Genomic DNA, 22103 nt, shown 5'->3' on the forward strand with positions numbered 1-22103 from the left:
AATCAGCCGATCAATTGGGCGGGGGCAAATCGAATTCGTCGCCGCGCCGTTCCTGGGAATTCTTCAGCAGCTCATCGCTGCGTTCGGGTCGGGCCTGGTTGCTGGGAGTCAGCAACTGCGTGGGTGTCGGTGTCGCCTTGGCCCCATAAGGCGCGACCGGGAGCGGCTGCCCCTCCGCCGGTTTGAGCGCGGAGGACGCGCCACAGCCCGACAGCAGGAGCCCCACTGCAAACCCGCCCAGTGCAAACCCGAGAGCCAAGCGTTTCATCGATGCGATCCTTCCCGCGCCGCCGCCACCGCGGCGCGCACGTTGCTAGGGGCGGTGCCGCCGAAGCTGGTCCGGCTCGCGACCGAGGCATCGACGCTCAGCACGTCGAACACGCGCGCGTCGATCCGCGGGTCGATCGCCTGCAGATCCGCGAGCGACAGTGCATCGAGCATTACGCCCAGCGTCTCCGCGCGGCGCACCGCTTGCCCCGTGATGTGATGCGCCTCGCGGAACGGCACGCCCGCTTCGCGCACCAGCCAGTCGGCCAGATCGGTCGCGGTCGCAAAGCCCGATTCCGCGACTTGCCGCATTCGCTCGGTCTTGAAGGTCGCGCTCGCGACCATCCCGGTCATCGCCGCGATCGACAGTTCGAGCAGGTCGTGTGCCTCGAACACCGGCGGCTTGTCGTCCTGCATATCCTTGGAATAGGCGAGCGGCAGGCCCTTCATCGTCACCATCAGCGCGGTCATGCACCCGAGGATCCGCCCTGCGTGCCCGCGCACCAGTTCGGCGGCGTCCGGGTTGCGCTTCTGCGGCATGATCGAGCTGCCGGTCGACCATTGGTCCGACAGCGAGACGAAGCCGAACGGCTGCGACGCCCACAGCACGAATTCCTCGGCCAGCCGGCTGAGATGCAGCGAGCATTGCGTCGCGGCGGTTAGGTAATCGAGCGCGAAGTCGCGGTCGGATACGCCGTCGAGCGAATTGCGCGTCGGCCCGTCGAACCCGAGCGCCTGCGCGGTCATGGTCCGGTCGATCGGGAAGCCCGTTCCGGCAAGCGCCGCCGAGCCGAGCGGGCACAGATTGCCGCGCGCGCGTGCATCGGCGAAGCGGCTGCGGTCGCGCGCGATCATCTCGTGATACGCCATCAGGTGATGGCCGAGCGTCACCGGCTGTGCGCTTTGCAGATGCGTGAAGCCGGGCATCACGCTCGCGGCATGTTCCGCCGCGCGGGTCAGCAGCGCATCCTGGAACTGACCGAGCGCCGCGTCGACCTGGTCGATCGCGTCCCGCACCCACAGTTTGAAGTCGGTCGCGACCTGGTCGTTGCGCGAGCGTGCGGTGTGGAGCCGTCCCGCCACCGGCCCGATCGCCTCGGCAAGCCGCGCCTCGGTCTGCATGTGGATGTCCTCGAGGACCATGTCCTCGGTCACGCCATGCGCGGCATAATGCGCCGCGACCGTGTCGAGCCCTGCCGAAATCGTCGCGGCGTCGTCCGCGGAGACGATGCCCTGCTGCCCGAGCATCGCGACGTGCGCCTTGGATCCCGCGACATCCTGTTGCCACAGCCGCTTGTCGAACGGGATCGAGGCATTTATCGATCGCATGACCGCAGCCGGACCCTCGGCAAAGCGCCCGCCCCACATCGCATTGGATGTTTCGTTCATGTCTGCATCGACCATCTCTTCGTTCCGCTCGGCGATCGTCCCGGTCCTGCTGCTAGGGCTTGTTGCGGGTTGCGATAAGCAAGTCTCGGGCAACCGGCAAGCGGAGGCGACGCCGACGGCATCCGCGCCGGTCGCGGCAGCCCCCAAAGCCGACAAGATCGACCGCACCCACAAGGGCGATCCCGCGCCGTCGGTCAGCTTCGAAGGCCCCGACGGCAAGCCGATGACGCTCGCGCGGTTCAAGGGCAAGCCGGTGCTGGTCAACCTGTGGGCGACGTGGTGCGGGCCGTGCGTCAAGGAAATGCCGACGCTCGACGCGGCGGCCGCCGACATCACCGTCGCCGCGATCAGCCAGGACAAGGATCGCCCGACGATCGACGCGTATTTCGCGAAGAACGGGTTCAAGCGGCTCAAACCCTATCTCGACAAGAACGTCGCGCTCAGCGTCACCTATGAAGCGAGCCTGCCGATGAGCATCCTGTTCGATTCGACCGGCCACGAAGTGTGGCGCTCGACCGGCGGGATGGACTGGACGAGTGCTGAAGCCAAGGCGCTGCTGGCGGAGGCGAAGTAACACCGCGCCGATCCCTCCCGGAAGTAGCAGCGCGCTCCGCCCCCCCCGTTCGCCCTGAGCGAAGTCGAAGGGCCTTGCGCTACGCAGGGGGCTTCGACTTCGCTCAGCCCGAACGGGAGGGTTTGATCGTTTGGACTATATTACAAACAGCGCGAATCCCGCTCCGGAGCACCCGCCCCACGCGTCTTCCAAGCGCCACCCGGCGCGCGATACTTGTCCCCCGGCGACGTCTTGGCGATCAGGTTACACCCGGACGTGAACGCAAAGTCCTCGACCGTCGCATTGTTCGCCGCCGCTTCGCGCGTGTAGACCGACTTGCGCTGGATGTTGACGTGCGCGACCAGCGCCGCCAGCGCCGGCGTCGACGCACCGACCACGCCCAGATAGCCGTCGGGCTGCTCGCCGATCTGCCCGGCGGCGCGCGCGGCCTTCCAGTCGTCCTGCGCCAGCGCGACGCTCGCCGTTCCCAACAACACTGCCGCGGCGAGCATCGCCGCCATTTTCCACGTACGCATCAGAAAATCCCTGGGTTTGACTGGATCACCGTCTTGGCCTGATTGTCGAGCCGGTAGACGACCTCCTGCTTCACGTTGATGTTCAGGTTGATCTCGATCGGCTTGTCCGGCGCATTGATGCTGACACAACCCGTCAGCGCCATCGTCAGGCCCGTCATCGATATCGTCCATTTCATACGTGTGGTGGTCGGTCGTCCCATGTCCGTCGTCAATCCTGTTTCGCTCATGGCACGATCCTGCTTTCCGGAGGCTGAATAACAGGCGGCCCCACCGTGGGGGCTTTCGCCTGCTTGTCCTGTTCCAGCAGCAAACTCGGGAGGTTGCGCTCGATCAGGCGTTTGGGGTCGTAGAAACTCTGTGCCGAATCAATCAGCTGCCGGAAGGGCGCGCTGATCCGGATATTGAACACCAGCGGCAGCTTCTGGAGCCGGTCGAACAGGAAATTGCGCTTCGCTCCCTTGCCCTGGCTGATCCCCGAGAATTTGACCTGGGTCAGCATCTCGCCCGCCAAAGGCCCGTTCATCACCAGCGACAAATTGCGGTAGCGCAGCGCCTTGAGCGCCTGGAACGCATAATTGCCCCAGAATCCCAGGTCCTTTTGCGAAAGCTCGCCGACATAGGCGATCGACCCGCCGCCTTCCCGCACCACGAGTCGCCCGTCGGTGATTCGCCCGCCGGTCGCATCGAACACCATCGGCAACACCCCGTCGAACACGCCGGTCGCATCGAGGTTCTTGAAGTCGAACTGCTGGAGGAATTGCGCCGCTTCCATGCCGCTCACGTGGAAGGTCATGCGCCGCTCCTGCGCCGATCCGAAGTCGAGCACGGTCGGGTCGAGTCGCAGCGATCCCCCAGCGAACGGCCAGCGCCCGTCCTCGACCGCGATTCGCGTGCCGGGCAGCAACTGATAGCGAATCGTCCCGTCGGTCACCGCGACGCCGGGGTTGATGCTCTTGATCGTCACCAGCTGCCCCGGCGCGGTCGCCAGCGCGAGCAGATCGGTGAAGCGCAGCTCGCCCGCTATCCCCGTCACCGGACCGAAGGCGGCGGCGAGATCGGTGTTGGCGGTGCGGAACACGCCGTCGCTGGTCAGGTCCTGCGGGCTCCAGCGGATATGCCCTTCGCCCGTCACCGTCCCCACGACATCGGCCACCACGCCCAGCGTCAGCGGCGTGAGCAGCTCGGGCTGGAACTTCGGCCCGAACGTGAGTCCGGGCACGGTCAGATCGGCATGGCCGGTGCCGGGGGTGAGATCATGCACGATCGCGACATCGGCGAGCCGTACGTTCTGCGTCGGCTCGTACAGCGCACCGCCCGCGGTGATCCGGCCCGCCTTCAACGCCAGCGTCACGTCGCGCGCCGCCATCGGCCGGAACCGCGCGACCGCCGCCGCATCCGCGACCGCCATCGCCCCGTCGAGCGACAGCACCCCGCCCCCGAACCGCCAGCCGCCCGCCGCGCCCGACAGCACGAGCGGCACCGCCCCGATCTGCCCGCCCGCCCCCGTAAAGCGCCCGCCAAGCCCGCCCGCCGCAAAGCTTCCGGAGAGGTCGGCGATATCGAGCCTCGTCACGCGCTCGGGCGCGCCCAGCCGCAGCGCGACGCCGCTGACGCCGAACCGCCCGTCCGCGAGCGTCCAACCGGCATGGGCGAGCGCAAGCGACACCGGCGACGCGCCAAGGCTTCCCGCCAGCCGCGCGCTCCCGATCCGCCCTCCGCCGCTCAGCTTGCCGCCCGCAAGGCGCACCAGCGCGCCGTCCTGCGGGCACACCGTCACCGCCGAGCGCGGCAGGTCGAGCCCGTTGGTCCGCAGCCGCGCAAATCCTACGGCCGCACAAGCCGGATTGACCGTCAGCGCACCCCGACCGTCCCAGCGCGCATCGATCGGCAGCGCGAGCGCATCGACTCGCCCGTCGCCGATCGGTCCGCTCAGCGCGACGCGGGTCTCAATATGGCTCGCACCCTTGCCCCCGACCGAGAAGGTCACCGGCGCCAATTCCAACAGCGCATTCCCCGCCGCATACGGCGCGACCACCGCGCGCCCGACGATCGGCGCGTCCGGCCCGGCTTGCGCGATCGTCGCGCGCAGCGACGGAAGCCCGCCCCCGGAAACGACCGCATCGCCCTGAAGCCGCAAGCCGCCCGGCCAGCGATAGACGACCCCGCTATCGCCCGACACCGTCGCCTGCGCACCCGACGCACTCGCCACGTCGAGCCGCGACACGACGATCTGGCCGCGCTTGCCGTTGATGATCGCGGAGATCGCCGCCGTCGCGTCGATCGATTGCCCAGCGGCTTGCAACGCGTCCCCCAAGCGCGCAGCCAGCGGCCCGATCGGCGTTCCCGCCCCGACAGACCGCAACGGCGCGGCGCGCGCGAGCAATGCGGCGGGCACCGCAGCCCGGTTCGCGCGCACGCGCCCGTCGAACGCGAACCCGTCGTCGGCATAGCGATACCGGCCCGCGACGCCCGCCCCCGCGGCGCGGACATCGGACGCCGCGATTCCGCCCGACGCGAGATCGACCGAACCGGACACGTCATCCATCGATCCGGCGAACACGACCGGTCCGGTCACGCGATCGGCGTGCACGCCGCTGCCGGTGACCTCCCCCAGCGCCAGGTTCGCCTTTCCCTTGAAATGATCGAGCGTCAGCCCGAGCGCAAGCGTCAGGTCGACGCGTGCCTCGGCAACGCGCACATTATTGCACGTCCCACGCTCCATCGCGAGCGGCCCCGTCACGCTCGGCCGCGCCGCATCGATCCGCAGCGCGAGCGCCGCATCGAGCCCCGCAATCGTGCATCGCCCGAAGTCGAGCGCCGCCGCCCGCGCGCCGAGCGTGCCCTGGAACCCGTCGTTCAACCGCCCACGCCCCGCAACGCGTAGCGCCACCGGACCATAAGGCGTCGCCAGCGCGATCCGGCCATCGGCGATTTCCGCGCGGACAGCGGGTAGCGCGAACGGCTTGCCCGAGGGTGCCGGAAGCAGCCGATCGATCGCCCCGAACGAGACCTTCGCGTCCTTCAGCGTCGCGCGCAATGCGACATGCCCGGCGCGGATCGCCCCCACACCGACGCCCGTAAACCCCAGCGTGGTATCCACCTCGACCCAGTCCGCGACCAGATCGGGCCGCGCAGGGTCACCGATCCGCACATTGGTCAGCCGCTGCGTATGCAAGCCGATCTGCGCGACTTCATACCGCGCGGGCACCTTCGCGGCGCGCAGCGCATCGTCGATGAAATGCTCCGCGACGCGCTTGCGCTCGACCCACAGCACCGCCAGCAGCACGACGATCAGCAGCAGCACGCCAAGCAGAACCCGGCGCGCCACAGGACGACGCCGCGCCGTCGCCACGGGCAAGACCGATTCCTCGGGGATATCGTCCGTCACGCCGTCATCGTCACCCGCAGTGCCTGCCCCGAGACCTTAACCGGACGCGCCGGTTGTTCAACCGCCGTTGCGCTTTGCTTGCCATGCACAGCCACAGCATTGTTGACGGTGCGCGCCGTCGAAGGGCGCAGCGCCGCGCCAGCCGGAGTGCGAACGCGGCTGCTACTGCGCTCAGCCCGTACGGATGGAGGGACTACGTCGCGTACCTATAACCGACCGGTTCGGAACAACCGCCGAACGGCCGAAATTGGTGGAAGCTGCCGTTGCGGCAATGACGGTCCGGGGCGGAATTCCTCGTAACCCGTCCGTCATTCCCGCGTAGGCAGGAATCCATTAGCACCGTCTGTCCAATACTGCGCAGTCAGCCAGTATGGATCCCCGCCGTCGCGGCGATGACGGTAGGGGGAGGCCTGCCCCCTAAAATGTAGGCAACCGACGGATCAGGCTGAACGGCAAAAATTGGTGGTTAGCTGCTGCTCTGATCCTGCTGACGATCGGACTTCCACAAGCCTCGCCCAATCAGAGACACAGCAAGCACAAGCACCGCAATGACTGGTGAAAGAGCCAACGTCAGAATGTAGTCGACTTGAGGTTTGATCGACAGCGGAACATCGGAGAGCGACCCTCCGGGGACAAAGCTAAAAAGACCAATAATCGGCAACGCAGTTAGCAATAGTAGAAGGCCACCAACCTTCAGCTGCCCCCGACTCGCCTCGCGCTTTAAGCGAGCATCGGCGAACAATACGATAGCCAGCGTTGGCGCAAAAACCGTTAGACTGGTTAGCAGGGTCATACCTGTGTGCCTCGTTGCCATAACACTAATCTTAGCAGCAAAGCTCATAGTCCGCTATTGGGCGTTAGCAGCCAAGCCGCTTCATAAAACTACGGCCGAAAGTGAGAAACCCGCCTCTCCCCGTTCGCTTCGAGCGAAGTCGAGAAGCCGGGCACACTGCACGTGTCTCGACGGCGCTCGCCACGAACGGGCCAATGCGAAGAAGCCACCGCTATTTCGACCAGCGCACGAAGATCGCAGTCGGCAGCAGCAACCCGCGCGCTTCCTCGCGCACCGCCATCTCGCCGACCTCGACCGTCCCGCCAAGATCCGCCAACGCCTGCCGCACCAGTTCGCCGATCGCGAGCGCGGACATCCGCACCGCATAGACCGTCAGCACCAGGAACTTGCTCTCCGCATCGAGCAAAGCGCGGCAATCCGCGATCAGCGCCGGGAGATTCTCCTCCAGCCGCCACACTTCGCCCTCCGGCCCGCGCCCGAACTTGGGCGGATCGAGGAAGATCCCGTCGTAGCGCCGCCCGCGCCGCACTTCGCGCGCAGCGAACTTGGCCGCATCGTCGACCATCCAGCGGATCGGGCGATCCGCCATGTCGGACAGGAACGCGTTGGACTTGCCCGCCTCGACCGATTTCTTCGACGCATCGACATGCGTCATCCGCGCGCCCTTCGCCGCGAGCGCGAGCGTACCGACCCCGGTATAGCCGAACAGGTTGAGCACCTCGTCCCCCTCGGCCACGCCTCCGCGCATCCACGCCCATTGCGCGGCCATGTCGGGGAAGAAGGCGAGGTGCCGGAACGGCGTGTTCTGCGCGAGGAACAGCAGTTCCTCCCAGCGCACATGCCAGCCCCCGCGCGGCACGTCCTTCGACAGATGCCACTTGCCCCCGCCATCCTCATCGGACGCACCGATGAAGTCGCCATCGGCTTCCCAGCGATCGGACGCGGGCGCCCACATCGCCTGCGGCTCGGGCCGGATGAAGCGGAAGCGGCCATAGCGCTCGAGCTTACGGCCATGGCCGGAGTCGACCAGCCCATAGTCGGCCCAGGGTTCGGTAATGAGAGTAATAAGCGTCATGCGAAGTTCCTCCCCTCCCTGGAAGGGAGGGGTTGGCGGTGGGTCAGTATGAAGAGAGGGCAGGCTCCGCCACGAGCCGACCCACCCCCGGCCCCTCCCTTCCAGGGAGGGGAGACAGCGGCGTTGTGCCCTGCCGATACCGCCCGGCCAGACCGTTCAGCAAGAAGAGAGACAAGCGTCATGCGAAGCTCCTCCCCTCCCTGAAAGGGAGGGGCTGGGGGTGGGTCGGTGTGAAGAGAGGGCAGGTTCCGCCACGAGCCGACCCACCCCCGGCCCCTCCCTTCCAGGGAGGGGAGAGAGCGACACAGCAACGCGCTGTCATTTTGCCGTCGCCCGCTCGGCGATATACGCGGTCACCGCCTCGAACGTCCCCGGCAACGTGTCATAGCGTTCCTCGCGGTCGAACAAATCGCCGATCCGCGGCGGCAGGCCCGGGCGCTGCCCGGTCGCGCGCTCGACCGCGTCGCGGAACTTGGCGGGATGCGCGGTCGCGAGCGTGACGATCGGCACATCCGCAGGCAAATCAGCGCGGCGCGCGGCGGCAAGGCCGATCGCGGTATGCGGGTCCATCACCTGCCCGCTGCGCTCCCACGTCCGCCGCATCGCCAGCGCCATGTCGTCGAGATCCACGCTGTCGCTCGCGAACAGCGAGGCCGCGCCGTTGCGCTGCGCATTGGTCAGCTGCATCGCGCGCGACGCCTCGAACCCCTGCATCTGCGCGGTGAGCGCATGCCCGTCGCGCCCGCCGAGATCGAACAGCAGGCGTTCGAAGTTGCTCGACACCTGAATGTCCATCGACGGGCTCGGCGTCGGGATGACGCTCCGGCTCGAATAATCCCCGGTCGAAAGCGCACGCGCGAGGATGTCGTTGACGTTGGTCGCGACGATCAGCTTGGCGACCGGCAACCCCATCTTCGCCGCGACATAGCCTGCGAACACATCGCCGAAATTGCCGGTCGGGACCGAAAAGGCAACCGGTCGCTCGGGCGCGCCGAGCCGGACCGCCGAGTAGAAATAATAGACCACCTGCGCCATCAGCCGCGCCCAGTTGATCGAATTGACCGCCGACAGCGCGAACCTGCCCGAGAAGGCGTCGTCGTTGAACATCGCCTTCACCAGCGCCTGCGCATCGTCGAAGCTCGAATCCTCGAGCGCGATATTATAGATGTTGGGCGCGATCACGGTGGTCATCTGGCGCCGCTGGACGTCCGACACGCGGCCCTTGGGGTGGAGCATGAACACATCGACCCCGGCGCGCCCCGCGAGTGCATCGATCGCCGCCGACCCGGTATCGCCCGAAGTCGCGCCAATCACGGTCAATTGCTGGCTGGTTCCGGTTAAAAAGCGCTCAAACAGCAACCCGAGCAGCTGCAAAGCGACGTCTTTGAACGCCAGCGTCGGCCCGTGGAACAGCTCGAGCAACCAGTGCTGCGCATCCAACTGCACCAGCGGCACGACCGCGGCATGCGAGAAGCGACCGTAGGCCTCGGTGCACAATCCGCGGAGATCCTCCTCGGTCAGCGCATCGCCGACGAACGGGAGCATCACCTGCACCGCAGTCTCGACATAGGAAAGCCCCCGCATTCCCGCAATTTGCTCGGGGCTGAACGTCGGCCAGCTATCGGGGAGGTACAATCCGCCGTCGCTCGCCAGCCCGGCGAGGGTTACGTCACGGAAATCTAGTGCCGGCGCAGTGCCGCGCGTGCTGATGTAGCGCATGGGAACTGCGGTTAGCGGGATGCGTCCGACTCGGCAACCGTGCGCCGTCTCAGCGCAAGCGCATAGATTATTGCGGCAATCGCCGCGAAGACGAACCATTGTACCGCATAAGCGAGATGGTTGTTGGGTACCGCCGACAGATCGGGCTGCGGATTGGGGTCGAGTCCGGCCAGCGGCGGGTCTGCCACGAGCATCAGGGTCCGGGGTGCGGCACGCCCGAACATCCCCGCGATCAACGGCTGATGATCGGGCGCATGGCTGATATAGCCGGTGACGAGCCCACCCTTCCACGACGGCTTGGCGTGCGGATCCTTGCCGAACCCGAGCTGGACCGTGAAGCCCGGGCCTTCCGCGCCGGTGCTGCACCGCGCGATCTGACGCCAGCCGGTACCACCGCGCGCATTGCGCCCGCCCTCGACCGAGAAACTGGTCGGCGACAGGCACAAGGCACTGGAACGACGGAATAAAAGGGTGTCGTCGATTGGGATCGCCGGGAAGGCGACCGGCGGCAACACCGTGTTACGTGCATAATGCACCAGCATCGCGGCCTTCTCGGTACGGCGCTGGAGCTGCCACACGCCAAGTGCAACCATAGCCACGATTGCCAGCGCAACGAGGATCGTCGGAACGACAGGCACACGCTTCATGGTGGGGTGATCCGCCCTTCATGCGCCGCGTTGCGATATTCCGCTCCCAGCAACGCCGCCTTGGCGACGCGGAGCGACCCGACCACGCCGAACACCGTGATCGGCAACCAGATAATCAGTTGCAGCCAGATCGGCGGCCCCCACGCCAGCTGGATCCAGATCGCGACGCCCACGATCAGTGCGCCCAGCACCAGCGTGAGGATCGCCGCCGGCCCGTCGCCGACGTTGAACGCGTTATAATCCAATCCACACCGCGGGCATTTCGCAGCGAAATCGAGCCAGCCGCGAAACAGCCCCGGCGCGCCGCAGCGCGGGCAAAGCCCCTTCACCGCGGCGGCAATCTGGTCCGGCGCGACGAAGGTCTCGGCCCGCTCGGGCGGCATCACCCGCTATGGACCGGCGCGCCCCAGCCGCCCCAGACATAGACGGTAACGAACAGGAACAGCCAAACGACGTCAACGAAGTGCCAGTACCACGCCGCCGCTTCGAAGCCGAAATGCTGCTTGGGGGTGAAGTCGCCGCGGTACACGCGCACCAGGCAGACGATCAGGAAGATCGTCCCGATCATCACGTGGAAGCCGTGGAACCCGGTCGACATGAAGAAGGCCGCGCCATAGTTCAGCCCCTTGAACGGGAACGGCGCTTCCGAATATTCGAACGCCTGAATCGAGCTGAAGATCAGCCCCAGGATGATCGTCGCCCACAGGCCCTTCTTGAGCCCGTCGCGATCGCCATGGATCAGCGCGTGATGCGCCCAGGTGACGGTGGTGCCGCTGGTCAGCAGGATCAGCGTGTTGAGCAGCGGGAACTTGAAGGCGTCGATCACCTCCAGCCCCTTGGGCGGCCATTGGCCAACGCCATTGGCGACATCCGCGATCAGGCTGACCTTGCCGTCGAGCACCTGGATTCCCGCCGGAAACAGGGAGAAGTCGAAGAACGCCCAGAACCAGCCAACGAAGAACATGACCTCGGACGCGATGAACAGGATCATCCCGTAGCGGAGATGGAGCTGAACGACCGGGGTATGATCACCCGCGTTCGCCTCGATCACGACCTGACGCCACCAGCCGTACATCACCGCGAGCACGCCCGCGAGCCCGGCGTAGAACAGCAGCCCGCCGCCGACCGCGGAATGCATCCACATGATTCCGCCCGCCGCCATCGCCAGCGCCGCCATCGATCCGGCCAGCGGCCAAATGCTCGGTGGCAGGATGTGATAATCGTGGTTCTTGGCACCGGCCATGTTGCATCCCCGTCGTGTGATCGTTGGATCGATCGAATTTTTCGTACCCTAGCTTTTGGCTTTCGCCGAATCCACCGGGTAAAACGTGTAGCTTAGTGTAATCGTCTCGACGTCGCTCGCATCCGGATCCTGCAGGATCTTGGGATCGACGAAGAAGATCACCGGCATCCGCGCGGTCTCGCCCGGTTGCAGGGTCTGCTGGGTGAAGCAGAAGCACTGGATCTTGGTGAAGTACTTGCCCGCCTGTGCGGGTGTCACGTTGAACGTCGCGGTTCCCGTGATCGGCTTGTTCGACGTGTTGGTCGCGGTGAAGAACGCCATGTCGCGCGCGCCGACGTCGACCGTGTCATACGGGTTTTCGGGCAGGAACTTCCACGGCATGTGCGGCGCGACGTTGGTGTCGAAGTCGACCCGGATCTGGTGGTTCTTGATCGCCCCCGGCGCGACCGTCCCGCGCTGCGTCGTGCCGTTCAGGCCGGTCGCTTGGCAGAACATCCGGTACAGCGGGATGCTCGCCCAGCCGAGCCCGCTCATGAAGCAGATCCCCAGCACCGCGAGCAGCGCGGTACGCAGCTTGCGATCCATCCGGGCGATCCGACTGATCATTGGTGCGGCATCCCCGGCATCCCCGCCTTGATCTTGGCGATGCTGATCGCGAACACGAGGATCACGAATGCGAAGAGGATAATCGCCAGCGCCGTCGCGCGTGCACGCTGCCGCTTGCGGACGAGGGCTGCTTGCGTGGTCGGGTCGGGAAGCTCGTTCATGCCAGGCACCGATCGGTCGCAAGGGTCGCGAAGATCGCGAGGATATAGCCGATCGAATAAACGAACAGCCAGCGTTCGGCCTTCATCGTCGCCGGCGTTTCGGCGCGCTGGACGACGACCCAAACGGTGAGGCCCAGGAAAATCACCGACAAGACCGAGGCGACGATGCCGTAAAGCGACCCCGACAGCCCGAGCGGCCAGGGCGAGATCGCGGCGGCGGTCATCAGCACCGCGTAGAACAGCATTTGCGCGCGCGTCGTCTTTGCGCTCGCGACGACCGGAAGCATCGGCACGCCGCCCTTGGCGTAATCGTCACGGATCAGCAGCGCGAGCGCCCAGCTGTGCGGCGGGGTCCACAGGAAGATGATCGCGAACATCAGCAGCGGCAGCGCCGAGACCGAGCCCGTCGCCGCGACCCAGCCGATCAGCGGCGGAAACGCGCCCGCCGCGCCGCCGATCACGATGTTCTGCGGGGTCAGCCGTTTGAGACCGACGGTATAGACGAGCACGTAGAACAGGATCGACACCGCGAGCAGCACGGCAGCGGGGATGTTGATCGCAAGCCCCATCAGCAGCACCGAGAAAACCCCGAGCGCCACGCCGAACTGAAGCGCGGTCTCGCGCTCCATCTTGCCCGCGGGGAGCGGACGTTTGGCGGTGCGCTTCATCAGCGCATCGATGTCGGACTCATACCATTGGTTCAGCGCACCGGCAGCGCCCGCTGCGAGCGCGATCGCAAGGATCGCGGTGAAGGCAAGCACGGGCGGCAGCGAAGCCGGCGCGGCAAGCATCCCGCACAGCGCCGTGAACACGACCGAACGCATCACGCGCGGCTTGGTGAGCGCAAAGAAGTCGCGCCAGTCGGCAGGAAGGCTTGGGTTCGAAACGGTCACAACAGTCATTTACAAAGATCCTCCCCTCCCGCTCACGGGAGGGGCTGGGGGTGGGCTCGCGCTATCCCCTGGCGGAGTCGTTCGGAGCAGCGCGCGAGCTCACCCCTACCCCTCCCGCACGCGAGAGGGGAGAGAAAAGGTCAGTCGATCCGCGGGAGCGTCTCGAACTGGTGATATGGCGGCGGGCTCGACAGCGTCCATTCGAGCGTCGTCGCGCCTTCGCCCCACGGGCTGTCGCCGGCCTTCTTGCCCGACATCAGCGACATGATAACGTTGACGAAGAACACCACCATCGACGCGGCCATGATCATGTAGCCGATGCTCGCGACCCAGTTCCACTGCGCGAGCGCATCGGCATAGTCCGGCACGCGGCGCTGCATGTTCTGGAGGCCCAGGAAGTGCATCGGGAAGAACATCACGTTCACGCCCAGGAAGAACACCCAATAGTGCACCTGGCCGAGGAACTCGTTGTACATCTTCCCCGACATCTTCGGGAACCAGTAATAGAAGCCGCAGAACAGCGAGAACACCGCACCCAGCGACAGAACGTAGTGGAAATGCGCCACCACATAATAGCTGTCCTGCATGTAGTCATCGATGCCGCCGTTGGCGAGCACGACGCCGGTCACGCCGCCGACGGTGAACATGAAGATGAACCCGATCGCCCACAGCATCGGCGTCTTGAAGGTGAGCGAGCCACCCCACATCGTCGCGATCCACGAGAAGATCTTGATGCCGGTCGGCACCGCGATCACCATCGTCGCTGCGGTGAAGTACATCTTGGTGTTCACGCTGAGACCGGTCGTGAACATGTGGTGCGCCCACACGACGAAGCCGACCACGCCGATCGCGACCATGGCATACGCCATGCCGAGATAGCCGAAGACGGGCTTCTTCGAGAAGGTCGAGATCACCTGGCTGACGATGCCGAAGCCCGGCAGAATCATAATGTAGACTTCGGGGTGACCGAAGAACCAGAACAGATGCTGGTACAGCACCGGATCGCCACCACCGGCCGGATCGAAGAAGGTCGTGCCGAAATTACGGTCGGTCAGCAGCATCGTGATCGCGGCGGCGAGCACCGGAAGTGCCAGCAACAGCAGGAAGGCGGTGACCAGCACCGACCACACGAACAGCGGCATCTTGTGCAGCGTCATGCCCGGCGCGCGCATGTTGAAGATCGTCGTGATGAAATTGATCGCGCCGAGGATCGACGATGCGCCCGCAAGGTGGAGCGCGAGAATCGCCATGTCGGTCGACGGCCCCGGCTCGCCGTAGGTCGAGAGCGGCGCGTAGAGCGTCCAGCCATTGCCTGCACCGCCGAAGAACGGCGACGCCAGCAGCAGCGTGAAGGCGGGGATGAGCAGCCAGAACGACACGTTGTTCATCCGCGGGAACGCCATATCGGGCGCGCCGATCATGATCGGCACGAACCAGTTGCCGAACCCGCCGATCATCGCGGGCATCACCATGAAGAACACCATGATCAGGCCGTGCGCGGTAATCAGCACGTTCCACAGGTGAAGCGAATGATCGAGACCTTGCTCGCCACCGGGCAAGAAGCTCGCCCAGTACCCGAGATACTGGATGCCCGGATGCGCCAGCTCGGCGCGCATCAGGCCCGAAATGCCACCACCGATGATCCCCGCGACGATCGCGAAGATCAGGTACAGCGTCCCGATGTCCTTGTGGTTGGTCGACATGAACCAGCGCGCAAAGAACGACATCTCGTGCGTGTCATGCGCGTGGGCATCGTCATGATGCGCCTCGAAGGCGCTCGGGGTGAGAGCGGTGTCGGTCATGACTCAGTTCCCTGCGGAAGTGTTGGCGGGGATGGCACCGGCGACGGGGGCCTCGGCGGGTAGCGCCTCGGCCGCGGCATTGCCCACTTCGGTCGGCTCGCCAGTTTCTACGGCGGAAGGCGTTTTGGCGACTTCGGCGGCGGCTGCGCCGTTACCCGGCATCGTGCCACCCTTGGCCTTGACCCACTGCGCGAACACGGCCGGCTTCACCGCCTGCACGGTGATCGGCATATAGCCATGCCGCGCGCCGCACAGTTCGGAACAGACGCCGAAATAGACGCCCTCCTTCTCGATCGTGAAGCTCGTCTCGTTGAGGCGACCCGGGATCGCATCGAGCTTGATCCAGAACGCCGGAATTTCCCAGCTGTGGATGACGTCGTTTGAGGTAGTGATCAGCCGGATCGGCACGCCGACCGGCAGCACGACGCGCGTATCGGTCGCAAGCAGGCGCGGCCCGTCGATCGCAGTGCGCGCGCGCTCGCCCTTGCCGACTTCATTGGCTTCTTTCAGCATGTTCGACGTGATCGAGAAGCCCCCGTTGCCGGGGTATTCGTAAGACCAATACCATTGGTTGCCGATCGCCTTGAGCACAACCGCATCCTTCGGCGCGGGCTTGTACTGGGCCTGAAGCAGACCGATCGACGGCAAGGCAAGCCCGAGCAGGATCAGCACCGGAATGCCGGTCCACGCGACTTCGAGGATCGTATTGTGCGAGGTCTTGGACGCGACCGGGTTCTTGGCCCGGCGGAACCGCACGATCACCAGCCCGAGCAGGGCGAGCACGAACAGCGAAATGACGGTGATGACCGGCATCAGCAGCGCATTGTGGAACCACGCCGCCTGACGGCCGGTCTTGGTCACCTGCGGCTGGAGCGAGATATGGCCGGGGACGGGCTGGCCGATCGTCGGATCGATCGCCATTGCCGGTGCGCCATCGACCGCGAGCATCGGGTCGGTCGCTTCGGCGGCAACCGGCGCGGCAGCGGCTGCCGCGGGAGCCGCGACGAGCTCGGGTTTGGTGACGGTCACGACCGGAGCGGCTTGCGGCGCCGCCTGTACTGCGCCTGTACCAATCATCGCGAGGCCCGCCGCCATCACGATCGATTTCATCCCGATCATACGCATCCTCTGCATCTACCCTTTGCGACTCTGTCGGCTTTTCCGGACGACGACCAGGCGGGGATACGCCCTTTTCTTTTAGGGCTATAAGCGGACTAGGCCGATGCCTCAACCCGCGCGTGTCCTTTTTATGGCGCGATCGTTGCCTCCGTCTATCCGGGCGTCTATCCGCGCTCGTAATCAGGCCCGAAAATCACGCGCGCAATCACTGGACCGCATGCCATGACCGAAGACGATGTTCTCGCCGAATTCCGCGCTGCCGAGGCATTGCTGGAGGGCCATTTCATCCTGTCATCGGGTTTGCGCTCGTCGCGCTATCTGCAATGCGCGCGGGTCCTGATGGACCCGGCACGCGGCGCACGGCTGGCCGAGGCCCTCGTCGCGCGGCTTCCGGCGGATGTCCGCGCGCAGATCGCCGCGGTCGTGTCGCCCGCGATGGGCGGCGTGATCGCCGGGCATGAGATGGGCCGTGCACTCGGTGTCCCGGCGATGTTCCTTGAACGCCCCGAGGGCACGTTCGAGCTGCGCCGCGGTTTCCGCCTCGATCCGGGCACCAAGGTCTTCATGATGGAAGACGTCGTCACCACCGGCCTGTCCTCGCGAGAGGCGATCGCGGCGATCGCCCGGGCGGGCGGCGAGACGGTGGCGGCGGGCGCGCTGGTCGACCGGTCGAACGGCACCGCCGATCTTGGCGTTCCTTTCTATCCCTTGATCCGGCTCGACGTGCCGACCTACAGCGCCGACGCGCTCCCACCCGAGCTCGCCACGATCCCCGCGATCAAGCCCGGCAGCCGCGCAGCATGACGCAGGTGCTCCGCCTGGGGGTCAACATTGATCACGTCGCGACCGTGCGCAACGCGCGCGGGTCGGGCTATCCCGATCCGGTACGCGCTGCCTTGCTCGCGGCCGAATCGAGGGCTGACGGCATCACCGCGCACCTGCGCGAAGACCGGCGGCACATCACCGACGACGATATCGCGCGCCTCTCCTCCGAATTGACGATCCCGCTCAATCTCGAGATGGCGGCGACCGACGAGATGCTCGCGATCGCGCTGCGGCACCGTCCGCACGCCGCGTGCATCGTCCCCGAAAAGCGCGAGGAACGCACCACCGAGGGCGGGCTCGATGCGGCGGGGCAGTTCGCGATGCTGGCGCCGCTGGTTTCGCAACTGGGTGCCGCCGGGATCCGCGTCTCGCTGTTCGTCGAACCCAGCGCCGCGCAGATCGATGCCGCGCTCCGGCTCGGCGCGCCGGTCGTCGAACTCCACACCGGGCGCTATTGCGATCTGGAAGGCGAGGCGCAGGCCGACGAACTCCGCCGCATTGCGGATGCTGCCGCGCTTGCCGTCAAGAACGGGATCGAGGTCCATGCCGGCCACGGGCTGACGCTCGCCAATGTCGCACCGATCGCGGCGATCCCGCAGATCCGCGAGCTCAATATCGGCCACAGCCTGATCGCCGATGCAATCTTCGTCGGTCTGGGCGACGCGGTCCGCGCGATGCGCGACGCGATAGATGCGGCACGGTGAGCGGCACCACATTCTCCCTCTCCCCCCCGGGGAGAGGGAGAGCCATGATCATCGGTTTAGGCTCGGACCTTTGCAACATCGAGCGGATCCAGGCGTCGCTCGACCGCTTCGGCGCCCGTTTCGAGAACCGCGTATTCACCCCCATCGAACGCACCAAGGGCGACAGCCGACCGTTCACCAAGGCAGGTACGCTCGCCAAGCGGTTCGCGGCGAAGGAGGCCTTTTCCAAGGCGGTCGGAACCGGCTTCAAGCGCGGGGTGTTCATGCGGGACATCGGCGTCGTCAATGCTCCGTCCGGCGCGCCGACCTTGCATCTGCAGGGCGGGGCACAGGCAATACTTGACGCGTTGACGCCTGACGGTCACGTCGCGCGAATTCATTTGACGATGACCGACGATCATCCCTGGGCGCAAGCTTTCGTGATCATCGAAGCGGTTCCGAGGGACAAGACATGAGCGAGGAGCTGGCCCTGAGCGCAGACGAGACCAAGGCGCGCGCAGACGCCAGGGATGCATCCGCCACCCCCGGCGGACCGCAGACCAAGAAACCCGGCACCGACTGGGCGTCGGAAATCCGCGGCATCTTCTGGTTAGTCCTGGCGGTCCTCGGTTTCCACAGCTTTATCGCCAAGCCGTTCTACATCCCGTCCGAATCGATGCTCCCGGGCCTGTTGGTCGGCGATCAGCTCGTCGTCAGCAAATTTCCGTACGGATTCTCGTTCGTCTCGCCGACCTTCCACTTGCTGCCGTTCATCCCCGGCCGCCTGTTCGGGCATTTGCCCGAGCGCGGCGACGTGGTGATCGTCACGCCCCCGGGGACCAAGACCGATTACATCAAGCGATTGATCGGGCTCCCCGGCGATCGTCTGGAAGTGCGCGACGGCACCGTCATCCTCAACGGCGTGCCGGTGAAGCGCGGCCCGCTGCACTATGTCGACATCCCCAATTACGGCAACACCCCGCTCCCCTCGCCCGAAAGCGGCGTGACGTGCGATTCGAGCCAATATGACGATGCGCTTCAAACCGGCGCGAACGGCAAGAGCACTTGCCGCCTCCCCCTGGTCACCGAGACGCTGCCCAACGGGCGGCACTACGACACGGTCGATCTTGGTGCGTATCCCGGCGACAACTACCCCGCCGTCACGATCCCGGCGAACCACGTCTTCCTGATGGGCGACAACCGCGATCGTAGCGCCGACAGTCGTTTCCCCCTGTCCGAACAGGGGCTCGGCGGACCGGTGCCGTGGGAATATCTCGGCGGTCGTGCCGAGTTCATCACCTTTTCGAAGACCGGGCTTGGCTCGTGGAATCCGCTGACCTGGGGTCAGTCGTTCCGGGGCGGACGCGCTGGCACCTCCTTGCATGCGAGCCGTAGTGAATGAGTGACTCCCCGAGTGCTGGCATGGTCAGCGAACCGGCGCCCAACGAACTGCGCGATCCGTTCGTCCGCAAGGAGCTGACCCGCGCGACGGTATGGCTCGGCACGGCAGGGACGATCGCGCTCGTTGTGCTGCTGGTCCATCCGCTGCTGATCATCTTCGGCGGGCTGGTCTTCGCCTCGATGCTCGACGGCGGCGTCCGGCTGCTCGGACGCGTGTTGCCGATCGGGCGGTCGTGGCGGCTGTTGATCGTCGTGCTGCTGACCGTGGCGTTCCTGGTCGGACTGGTGTGGCTGACCGGGGTCCAGGTCACCGCGCAGTTCGCACAGTTGCAGCAGACCCTGATCACCCAAGCGACACGGACCGTAAGCTGGGCGACCGCCAAGGGGATCATGCCCAAACAGGTCGACATCAACGGAATGATGCAACAGGTGCTCGGGTCGTTCGGGCAGTTGACGTCGTACCTCGGCATCGCGTTCGGCGCGCTGGCCAGCCTGGTGATGGTGCTCGTGATCGGCCTGTTCGTCGCGATCGAGCCACGGCTGTACGGGCGCGGCGTCGAGTGGATGATCCCGACCGACATGCGCCCCCGCTTTGCGGGCACGATCACGGAAATGGCCAAGACGATGCGCCGTCTGCTGGCCGGACGCCTGTTCGGTATGGCGTTGGAAGGCGTGATGACCGGGGTTGCACTGGCGATCGCGGGCGTGCCGATGGCGCTGGTGCTCGGCATCCTGACCGGCCTGCTTGCCTTCATCCCCAATCTCGGCGCGATCGTCAGCGGTATCCTGATGGTCGCGGTCGGCTTCAGCGCGGGGATGAACACCGGGCTCTACGCGATCGGCATCTACGTCTTCATCCAGGCGCTGGACGGCTATGTCATCATCCCGATGGTCGCCAAGAAGACCGTCGACCTGCCGCCAGCGCTGACACTGTCGTCGCAGATCCTGGCGGGCACGCTGTTCGGGCTGCTCGGGCTGACGCTCGCCGATCCGATGACCGCGATGATCAAGGTCGCGCTTGAGCGGAGTTCGGAAGCCGAAGAGCAGGCCGACGCGGCATGACGCCGGTCCTGTACGATTACTGGCGCTCGTCGGCGGCATATCGTGTCAGGATCGTCCTCAACCTCAAGCAGGTCGCCTATGACAGTGTCGCGATCGACCTGACCACGGGTGCACAGCGTGACCCCACCTATGTCGCGCGCAATCCACAGGGGCTCGTCCCCGCGCTCGATATCGGCGGCGCCATGCTGACGCAGAGCCTCGCGATCATCGACTATCTCGATACCGCTTATCCGGCCACGCCGATGCTGCCGCACGAACCGCTCGCGCGGGCCCGTGTCTTCGCGCAGGCCTTGTCGATCGTCGCGGATCTCCATCCGATCGACAATCTGCGCGTGCTGAACCGGCTGACCGATCAGTTCGGCGCGGATCAGGCGGCACGCGAGGCCTGGTACGTCCATTGGATCGAGATCGGCCTGACGGCGCTCGAAGCGATGACCGCGGATGGAACGGGACCGTTCCTGGGCGGAGACACGCCCAATCTCGCGGATGTCTGTCTCGTTCCGCAAATCTACAATGCCCGGCGTTTCGGCGTTTCGCTCGATCCCTTCCCCCGACTGCTCGCCGCCGACACCGCCGCCGCTGCGGTCACCGAGATTGCCGCCGCACACCCGGATCGGGTCAAGCCGGTCGGCTGAGGCCCTGTTCTATCCGGCGCTCGAACCGGCGTTCGAGCACCGCTTGATCGAACAGATCGAGATACGCCGCCGCGGCGTTCTCGCCCGGTTGCGGCACCGGGTTCGGGCGCGACCGCCCCGGTTCCAGCCAATGTTCCAGCGCGGCAACCAGCCCCGCGGCATCGCCCGGCTGGACGACACTGCCGACCGCCGCGCTCGTCACGATCTCGCGAACCGCCACGCTCGAATCGGTCGCGACCACTGGCGTCCCCACCGCAAGCGATTCGCGCAGGACCCCGGGCACGCCCTCGAAATCCGACACCAGCGCGAGTGCGGTCGCCCGCGCGATCGTCGGGGTCGGGTCCGCGACATGACCGGGCAGGATCACCCGGCGATCGAGGCCGTGCGCAGCGACTCGCGCTTCGATCGTCGCGCGTTCGCTGCCTTCGCCAAGGATCATCAGCGACACGTCCCGTTGGTCGATATGCGCAAACGCATCGATCAATCGGTCCCAGCGCTTCTGCGGGGCAAGCCGCCCTACCCCCAGCAGAAAACGCCCCGATGGAATCGCGGGGACAGCACCCGGTATAGCACCGTGCGTAGCGGCGTGTGGCGGCGGATTCGGGATCACGCTGATCCGGTCGCGCGCGATCCTCATCATCACGCTCGCCTCGTCCGCCATCGCGGGGCTCATCGCGACCAGCCGGTCGACGAAGCTCGGATGCCATTTCAGCCACGTGCGATACGCCGCCGCGACCGGCGCGTTGTGATCGCGCCGCACCAGCGCATTGGAAACCTTCGCGACGATCGGCGGACAGTGCGTCCCGAGCCGCAACCGCGTCCACGCCGCCAGCGCGGTATAATGATTGCCCGGACAGAATAGCACGTCGGGATCGATCTCCTCCGTCAACGCAGCGATCGCGGACATGCCGATCATCGTCTTCGTACCGACCATGCGCACTTCGACGCCTGCAGGGATATCGCGCGCAAGCGGGCCTGCGACATCGCCGACCACTAACGTCACCCGACGCCCCTGCTGCGTCCACGCGCCCGCCAGGCGCAACAACGTCTTCTCGACGCCACCGCCGTCGAGCGTCTGCGCAAAAGCAAGGATATGTGCAGCGGGCGCAGGCGGGGACAACATGACAGGATGTTTAAAACACCGCTGTGTCGCAAATGTTTCCCTGCTGATCCTCATTAATGCACGGCCGGTAAACCATCATACGTTATGACGGTCCCGTCGCAGCCGATTTGCGGCGCCGCATGGTTCGGGGTAAGGGCGCGCATCGATCGCCCTGATCCCCTGATCGGCGTACAAGCGGACACT

At 65.9% G+C, this 22103-nt stretch carries 24 protein-coding genes; 7 read left to right on the forward strand and 17 right to left on the reverse strand.

The window, feature by feature from the left end; all coding sequences use genetic code 11:
* Positions 1 to 10: 10 nt before the first annotated feature.
* The gene (locus AC3WJR_RS14645; protein WP_492725680.1) at positions 11 to 268 is read right to left on the reverse strand and encodes a hypothetical protein; all 258 of its coding nucleotides are present in this window, start codon (positions 266 to 268) and stop codon (positions 11 to 13) included.
* Entirely contained in the window at positions 265 to 1635 is a 1371-nt protein-coding gene (gene argH, locus AC3WJR_RS14650; protein WP_492726169.1) for an argininosuccinate lyase, read from the reverse strand. The genes AC3WJR_RS14645 and argH overlap by 4 nt, the downstream gene beginning before the upstream one ends.
* 19 nt (positions 1636 to 1654) lie before the next feature.
* Between argH and AC3WJR_RS14655 the strand changes: the two genes are divergently transcribed.
* Positions 1655 to 2230 carry a redoxin family protein gene (locus AC3WJR_RS14655; RefSeq protein ID WP_131532774.1) on the forward strand — a complete coding sequence of 192 codons (576 nt, stop codon included), beginning with the start codon at positions 1655 to 1657 and terminating at the stop codon, positions 2228 to 2230.
* Between the two features lie 140 nt (positions 2231 to 2370).
* Here AC3WJR_RS14655 and AC3WJR_RS14660 read toward each other — a convergent pair whose 3' ends face one another.
* The 14 genes from AC3WJR_RS14660 to coxB all read right to left on the reverse strand — a co-directional run bounded on the left by AC3WJR_RS14660 (position 2371) and on the right by coxB (position 16191).
* Positions 2371 to 2745, reverse strand: a complete 375-nt coding sequence (locus tag AC3WJR_RS14660) for a YdbL family probable chaperone protein (protein ID WP_492725681.1) — start codon at positions 2743 to 2745, stop codon at positions 2371 to 2373.
* Complete coding sequence (locus tag AC3WJR_RS14665; RefSeq protein WP_354278921.1) at positions 2745 to 2921, reverse strand: YnbE family lipoprotein; 177 nt, start codon at positions 2919 to 2921, stop codon at positions 2745 to 2747. Before AC3WJR_RS14665 ends, AC3WJR_RS14660 begins: the two co-directional genes overlap by 1 nt.
* A gap of 47 nt (positions 2922 to 2968) precedes the next feature.
* Positions 2969 to 6133, reverse strand: a complete 3165-nt coding sequence (locus tag AC3WJR_RS14670; protein ID WP_492725682.1) for an intermembrane phospholipid transport YdbH family protein — start codon at positions 6131 to 6133, stop codon at positions 2969 to 2971.
* A 466-nt stretch (positions 6134 to 6599) separates the two neighbouring features.
* Entirely contained in the window at positions 6600 to 6926 is a 327-nt protein-coding gene (locus tag AC3WJR_RS14675; protein WP_492725683.1) for a hypothetical protein, read from the reverse strand.
* A 211-nt stretch (positions 6927 to 7137) separates the two neighbouring features.
* On the reverse strand, positions 7138 to 8001 hold the full coding sequence (locus AC3WJR_RS14680) for an RsmD family RNA methyltransferase (RefSeq protein WP_492725684.1): 864 nt from the start codon (positions 7999 to 8001) through the stop codon (positions 7138 to 7140).
* Between the two features lie 318 nt (positions 8002 to 8319).
* A complete protein-coding gene (gene thrC / locus AC3WJR_RS14685; RefSeq protein ID WP_492725685.1) occupies positions 8320 to 9720 on the reverse strand; it encodes a threonine synthase in 1401 nt (466 codons plus the stop codon).
* Positions 9721 to 9731: 11 nt separating this feature from the next.
* Positions 9732 to 10367, reverse strand: coding sequence for an SURF1 family protein (locus tag AC3WJR_RS14690; RefSeq protein WP_492725686.1), 636 nt, complete (start codon positions 10365 to 10367; stop codon positions 9732 to 9734).
* The gene (locus AC3WJR_RS14695) at positions 10364 to 10750 is read right to left on the reverse strand and encodes a DUF983 domain-containing protein (protein WP_492725687.1); all 387 of its coding nucleotides are present in this window, start codon (positions 10748 to 10750) and stop codon (positions 10364 to 10366) included. The genes AC3WJR_RS14690 and AC3WJR_RS14695 overlap by 4 nt, the downstream gene beginning before the upstream one ends.
* Positions 10750 to 11610, reverse strand: a complete 861-nt coding sequence (locus AC3WJR_RS14700) for a cytochrome c oxidase subunit 3 (RefSeq protein ID WP_277970543.1) — start codon at positions 11608 to 11610, stop codon at positions 10750 to 10752. Before AC3WJR_RS14700 ends, AC3WJR_RS14695 begins: the two co-directional genes overlap by 1 nt.
* Positions 11611 to 11658: 48 nt before the next feature.
* On the reverse strand, positions 11659 to 12216 hold the full coding sequence (locus tag AC3WJR_RS14705) for a cytochrome c oxidase assembly protein (RefSeq protein WP_354278916.1): 558 nt from the start codon (positions 12214 to 12216) through the stop codon (positions 11659 to 11661).
* The gene (locus AC3WJR_RS14710; protein WP_492725688.1) at positions 12213 to 12377 is read right to left on the reverse strand and encodes a cytochrome c oxidase system small membrane protein; all 165 of its coding nucleotides are present in this window, start codon (positions 12375 to 12377) and stop codon (positions 12213 to 12215) included. Before AC3WJR_RS14710 ends, AC3WJR_RS14705 begins: the two co-directional genes overlap by 4 nt.
* Complete coding sequence (locus tag AC3WJR_RS14715) at positions 12374 to 13279, reverse strand: heme o synthase (RefSeq protein ID WP_492725689.1); 906 nt, start codon at positions 13277 to 13279, stop codon at positions 12374 to 12376. The genes AC3WJR_RS14710 and AC3WJR_RS14715 overlap by 4 nt, the downstream gene beginning before the upstream one ends.
* A gap of 131 nt (positions 13280 to 13410) precedes the next feature.
* Complete coding sequence (gene ctaD / locus AC3WJR_RS14720; RefSeq protein WP_277970547.1) at positions 13411 to 15072, reverse strand: cytochrome c oxidase subunit I; 1662 nt, start codon at positions 15070 to 15072, stop codon at positions 13411 to 13413.
* Positions 15073 to 15075: 3 nt separating this feature from the next.
* Entirely contained in the window at positions 15076 to 16191 is a 1116-nt protein-coding gene (gene coxB / locus AC3WJR_RS14725; RefSeq protein WP_492725690.1) for a cytochrome c oxidase subunit II, read from the reverse strand.
* 222 nt (positions 16192 to 16413) lie between these two features.
* Here coxB and pyrE point away from each other — a divergent pair, with 222 nt between their 5' ends.
* The 6 genes from pyrE to maiA are packed head-to-tail and all read left to right on the forward strand — an operon-like array spanning position 16414 to position 20797.
* The gene (pyrE, locus tag AC3WJR_RS14730) at positions 16414 to 16995 is read left to right on the forward strand and encodes an orotate phosphoribosyltransferase (RefSeq protein ID WP_492725691.1); all 582 of its coding nucleotides are present in this window, start codon (positions 16414 to 16416) and stop codon (positions 16993 to 16995) included.
* Positions 16992 to 17720, forward strand: a complete 729-nt coding sequence (locus AC3WJR_RS14735) for a pyridoxine 5'-phosphate synthase (RefSeq protein WP_492725692.1) — start codon at positions 16992 to 16994, stop codon at positions 17718 to 17720. Before pyrE ends, AC3WJR_RS14735 begins: the two co-directional genes overlap by 4 nt.
* A gap of 44 nt (positions 17721 to 17764) precedes the next feature.
* Entirely contained in the window at positions 17765 to 18175 is a 411-nt protein-coding gene (acpS, locus tag AC3WJR_RS14740) for a holo-ACP synthase (protein WP_354278910.1), read from the forward strand.
* Positions 18172 to 19101 carry a signal peptidase I gene (gene lepB / locus AC3WJR_RS14745; RefSeq protein WP_354278909.1) on the forward strand — a complete coding sequence of 310 codons (930 nt, stop codon included), beginning with the start codon at positions 18172 to 18174 and terminating at the stop codon, positions 19099 to 19101. The genes acpS and lepB overlap by 4 nt, the downstream gene beginning before the upstream one ends.
* The gene (locus tag AC3WJR_RS14750; RefSeq protein ID WP_492725693.1) at positions 19098 to 20162 is read left to right on the forward strand and encodes an AI-2E family transporter; all 1065 of its coding nucleotides are present in this window, start codon (positions 19098 to 19100) and stop codon (positions 20160 to 20162) included. The genes lepB and AC3WJR_RS14750 overlap by 4 nt, the downstream gene beginning before the upstream one ends.
* Entirely contained in the window at positions 20159 to 20797 is a 639-nt protein-coding gene (maiA, locus tag AC3WJR_RS14755) for a maleylacetoacetate isomerase (protein WP_492725694.1), read from the forward strand. The genes AC3WJR_RS14750 and maiA overlap by 4 nt, the downstream gene beginning before the upstream one ends.
* Here maiA and AC3WJR_RS14760 read toward each other — a convergent pair.
* Positions 20781 to 21920: a glycosyltransferase gene (locus AC3WJR_RS14760; protein WP_492725695.1), complete on the reverse strand. Its 1140-nt coding sequence runs from the start codon at positions 21918 to 21920 to the stop codon at positions 20781 to 20783. The genes maiA and AC3WJR_RS14760 overlap by 17 nt on opposite strands.
* Positions 21921 to 22103: the final 183 nt, after the last annotated feature.

The sequence above is a fragment of the Sphingomonas sp. FW306-05-A genome (assembly GCF_058782275.1).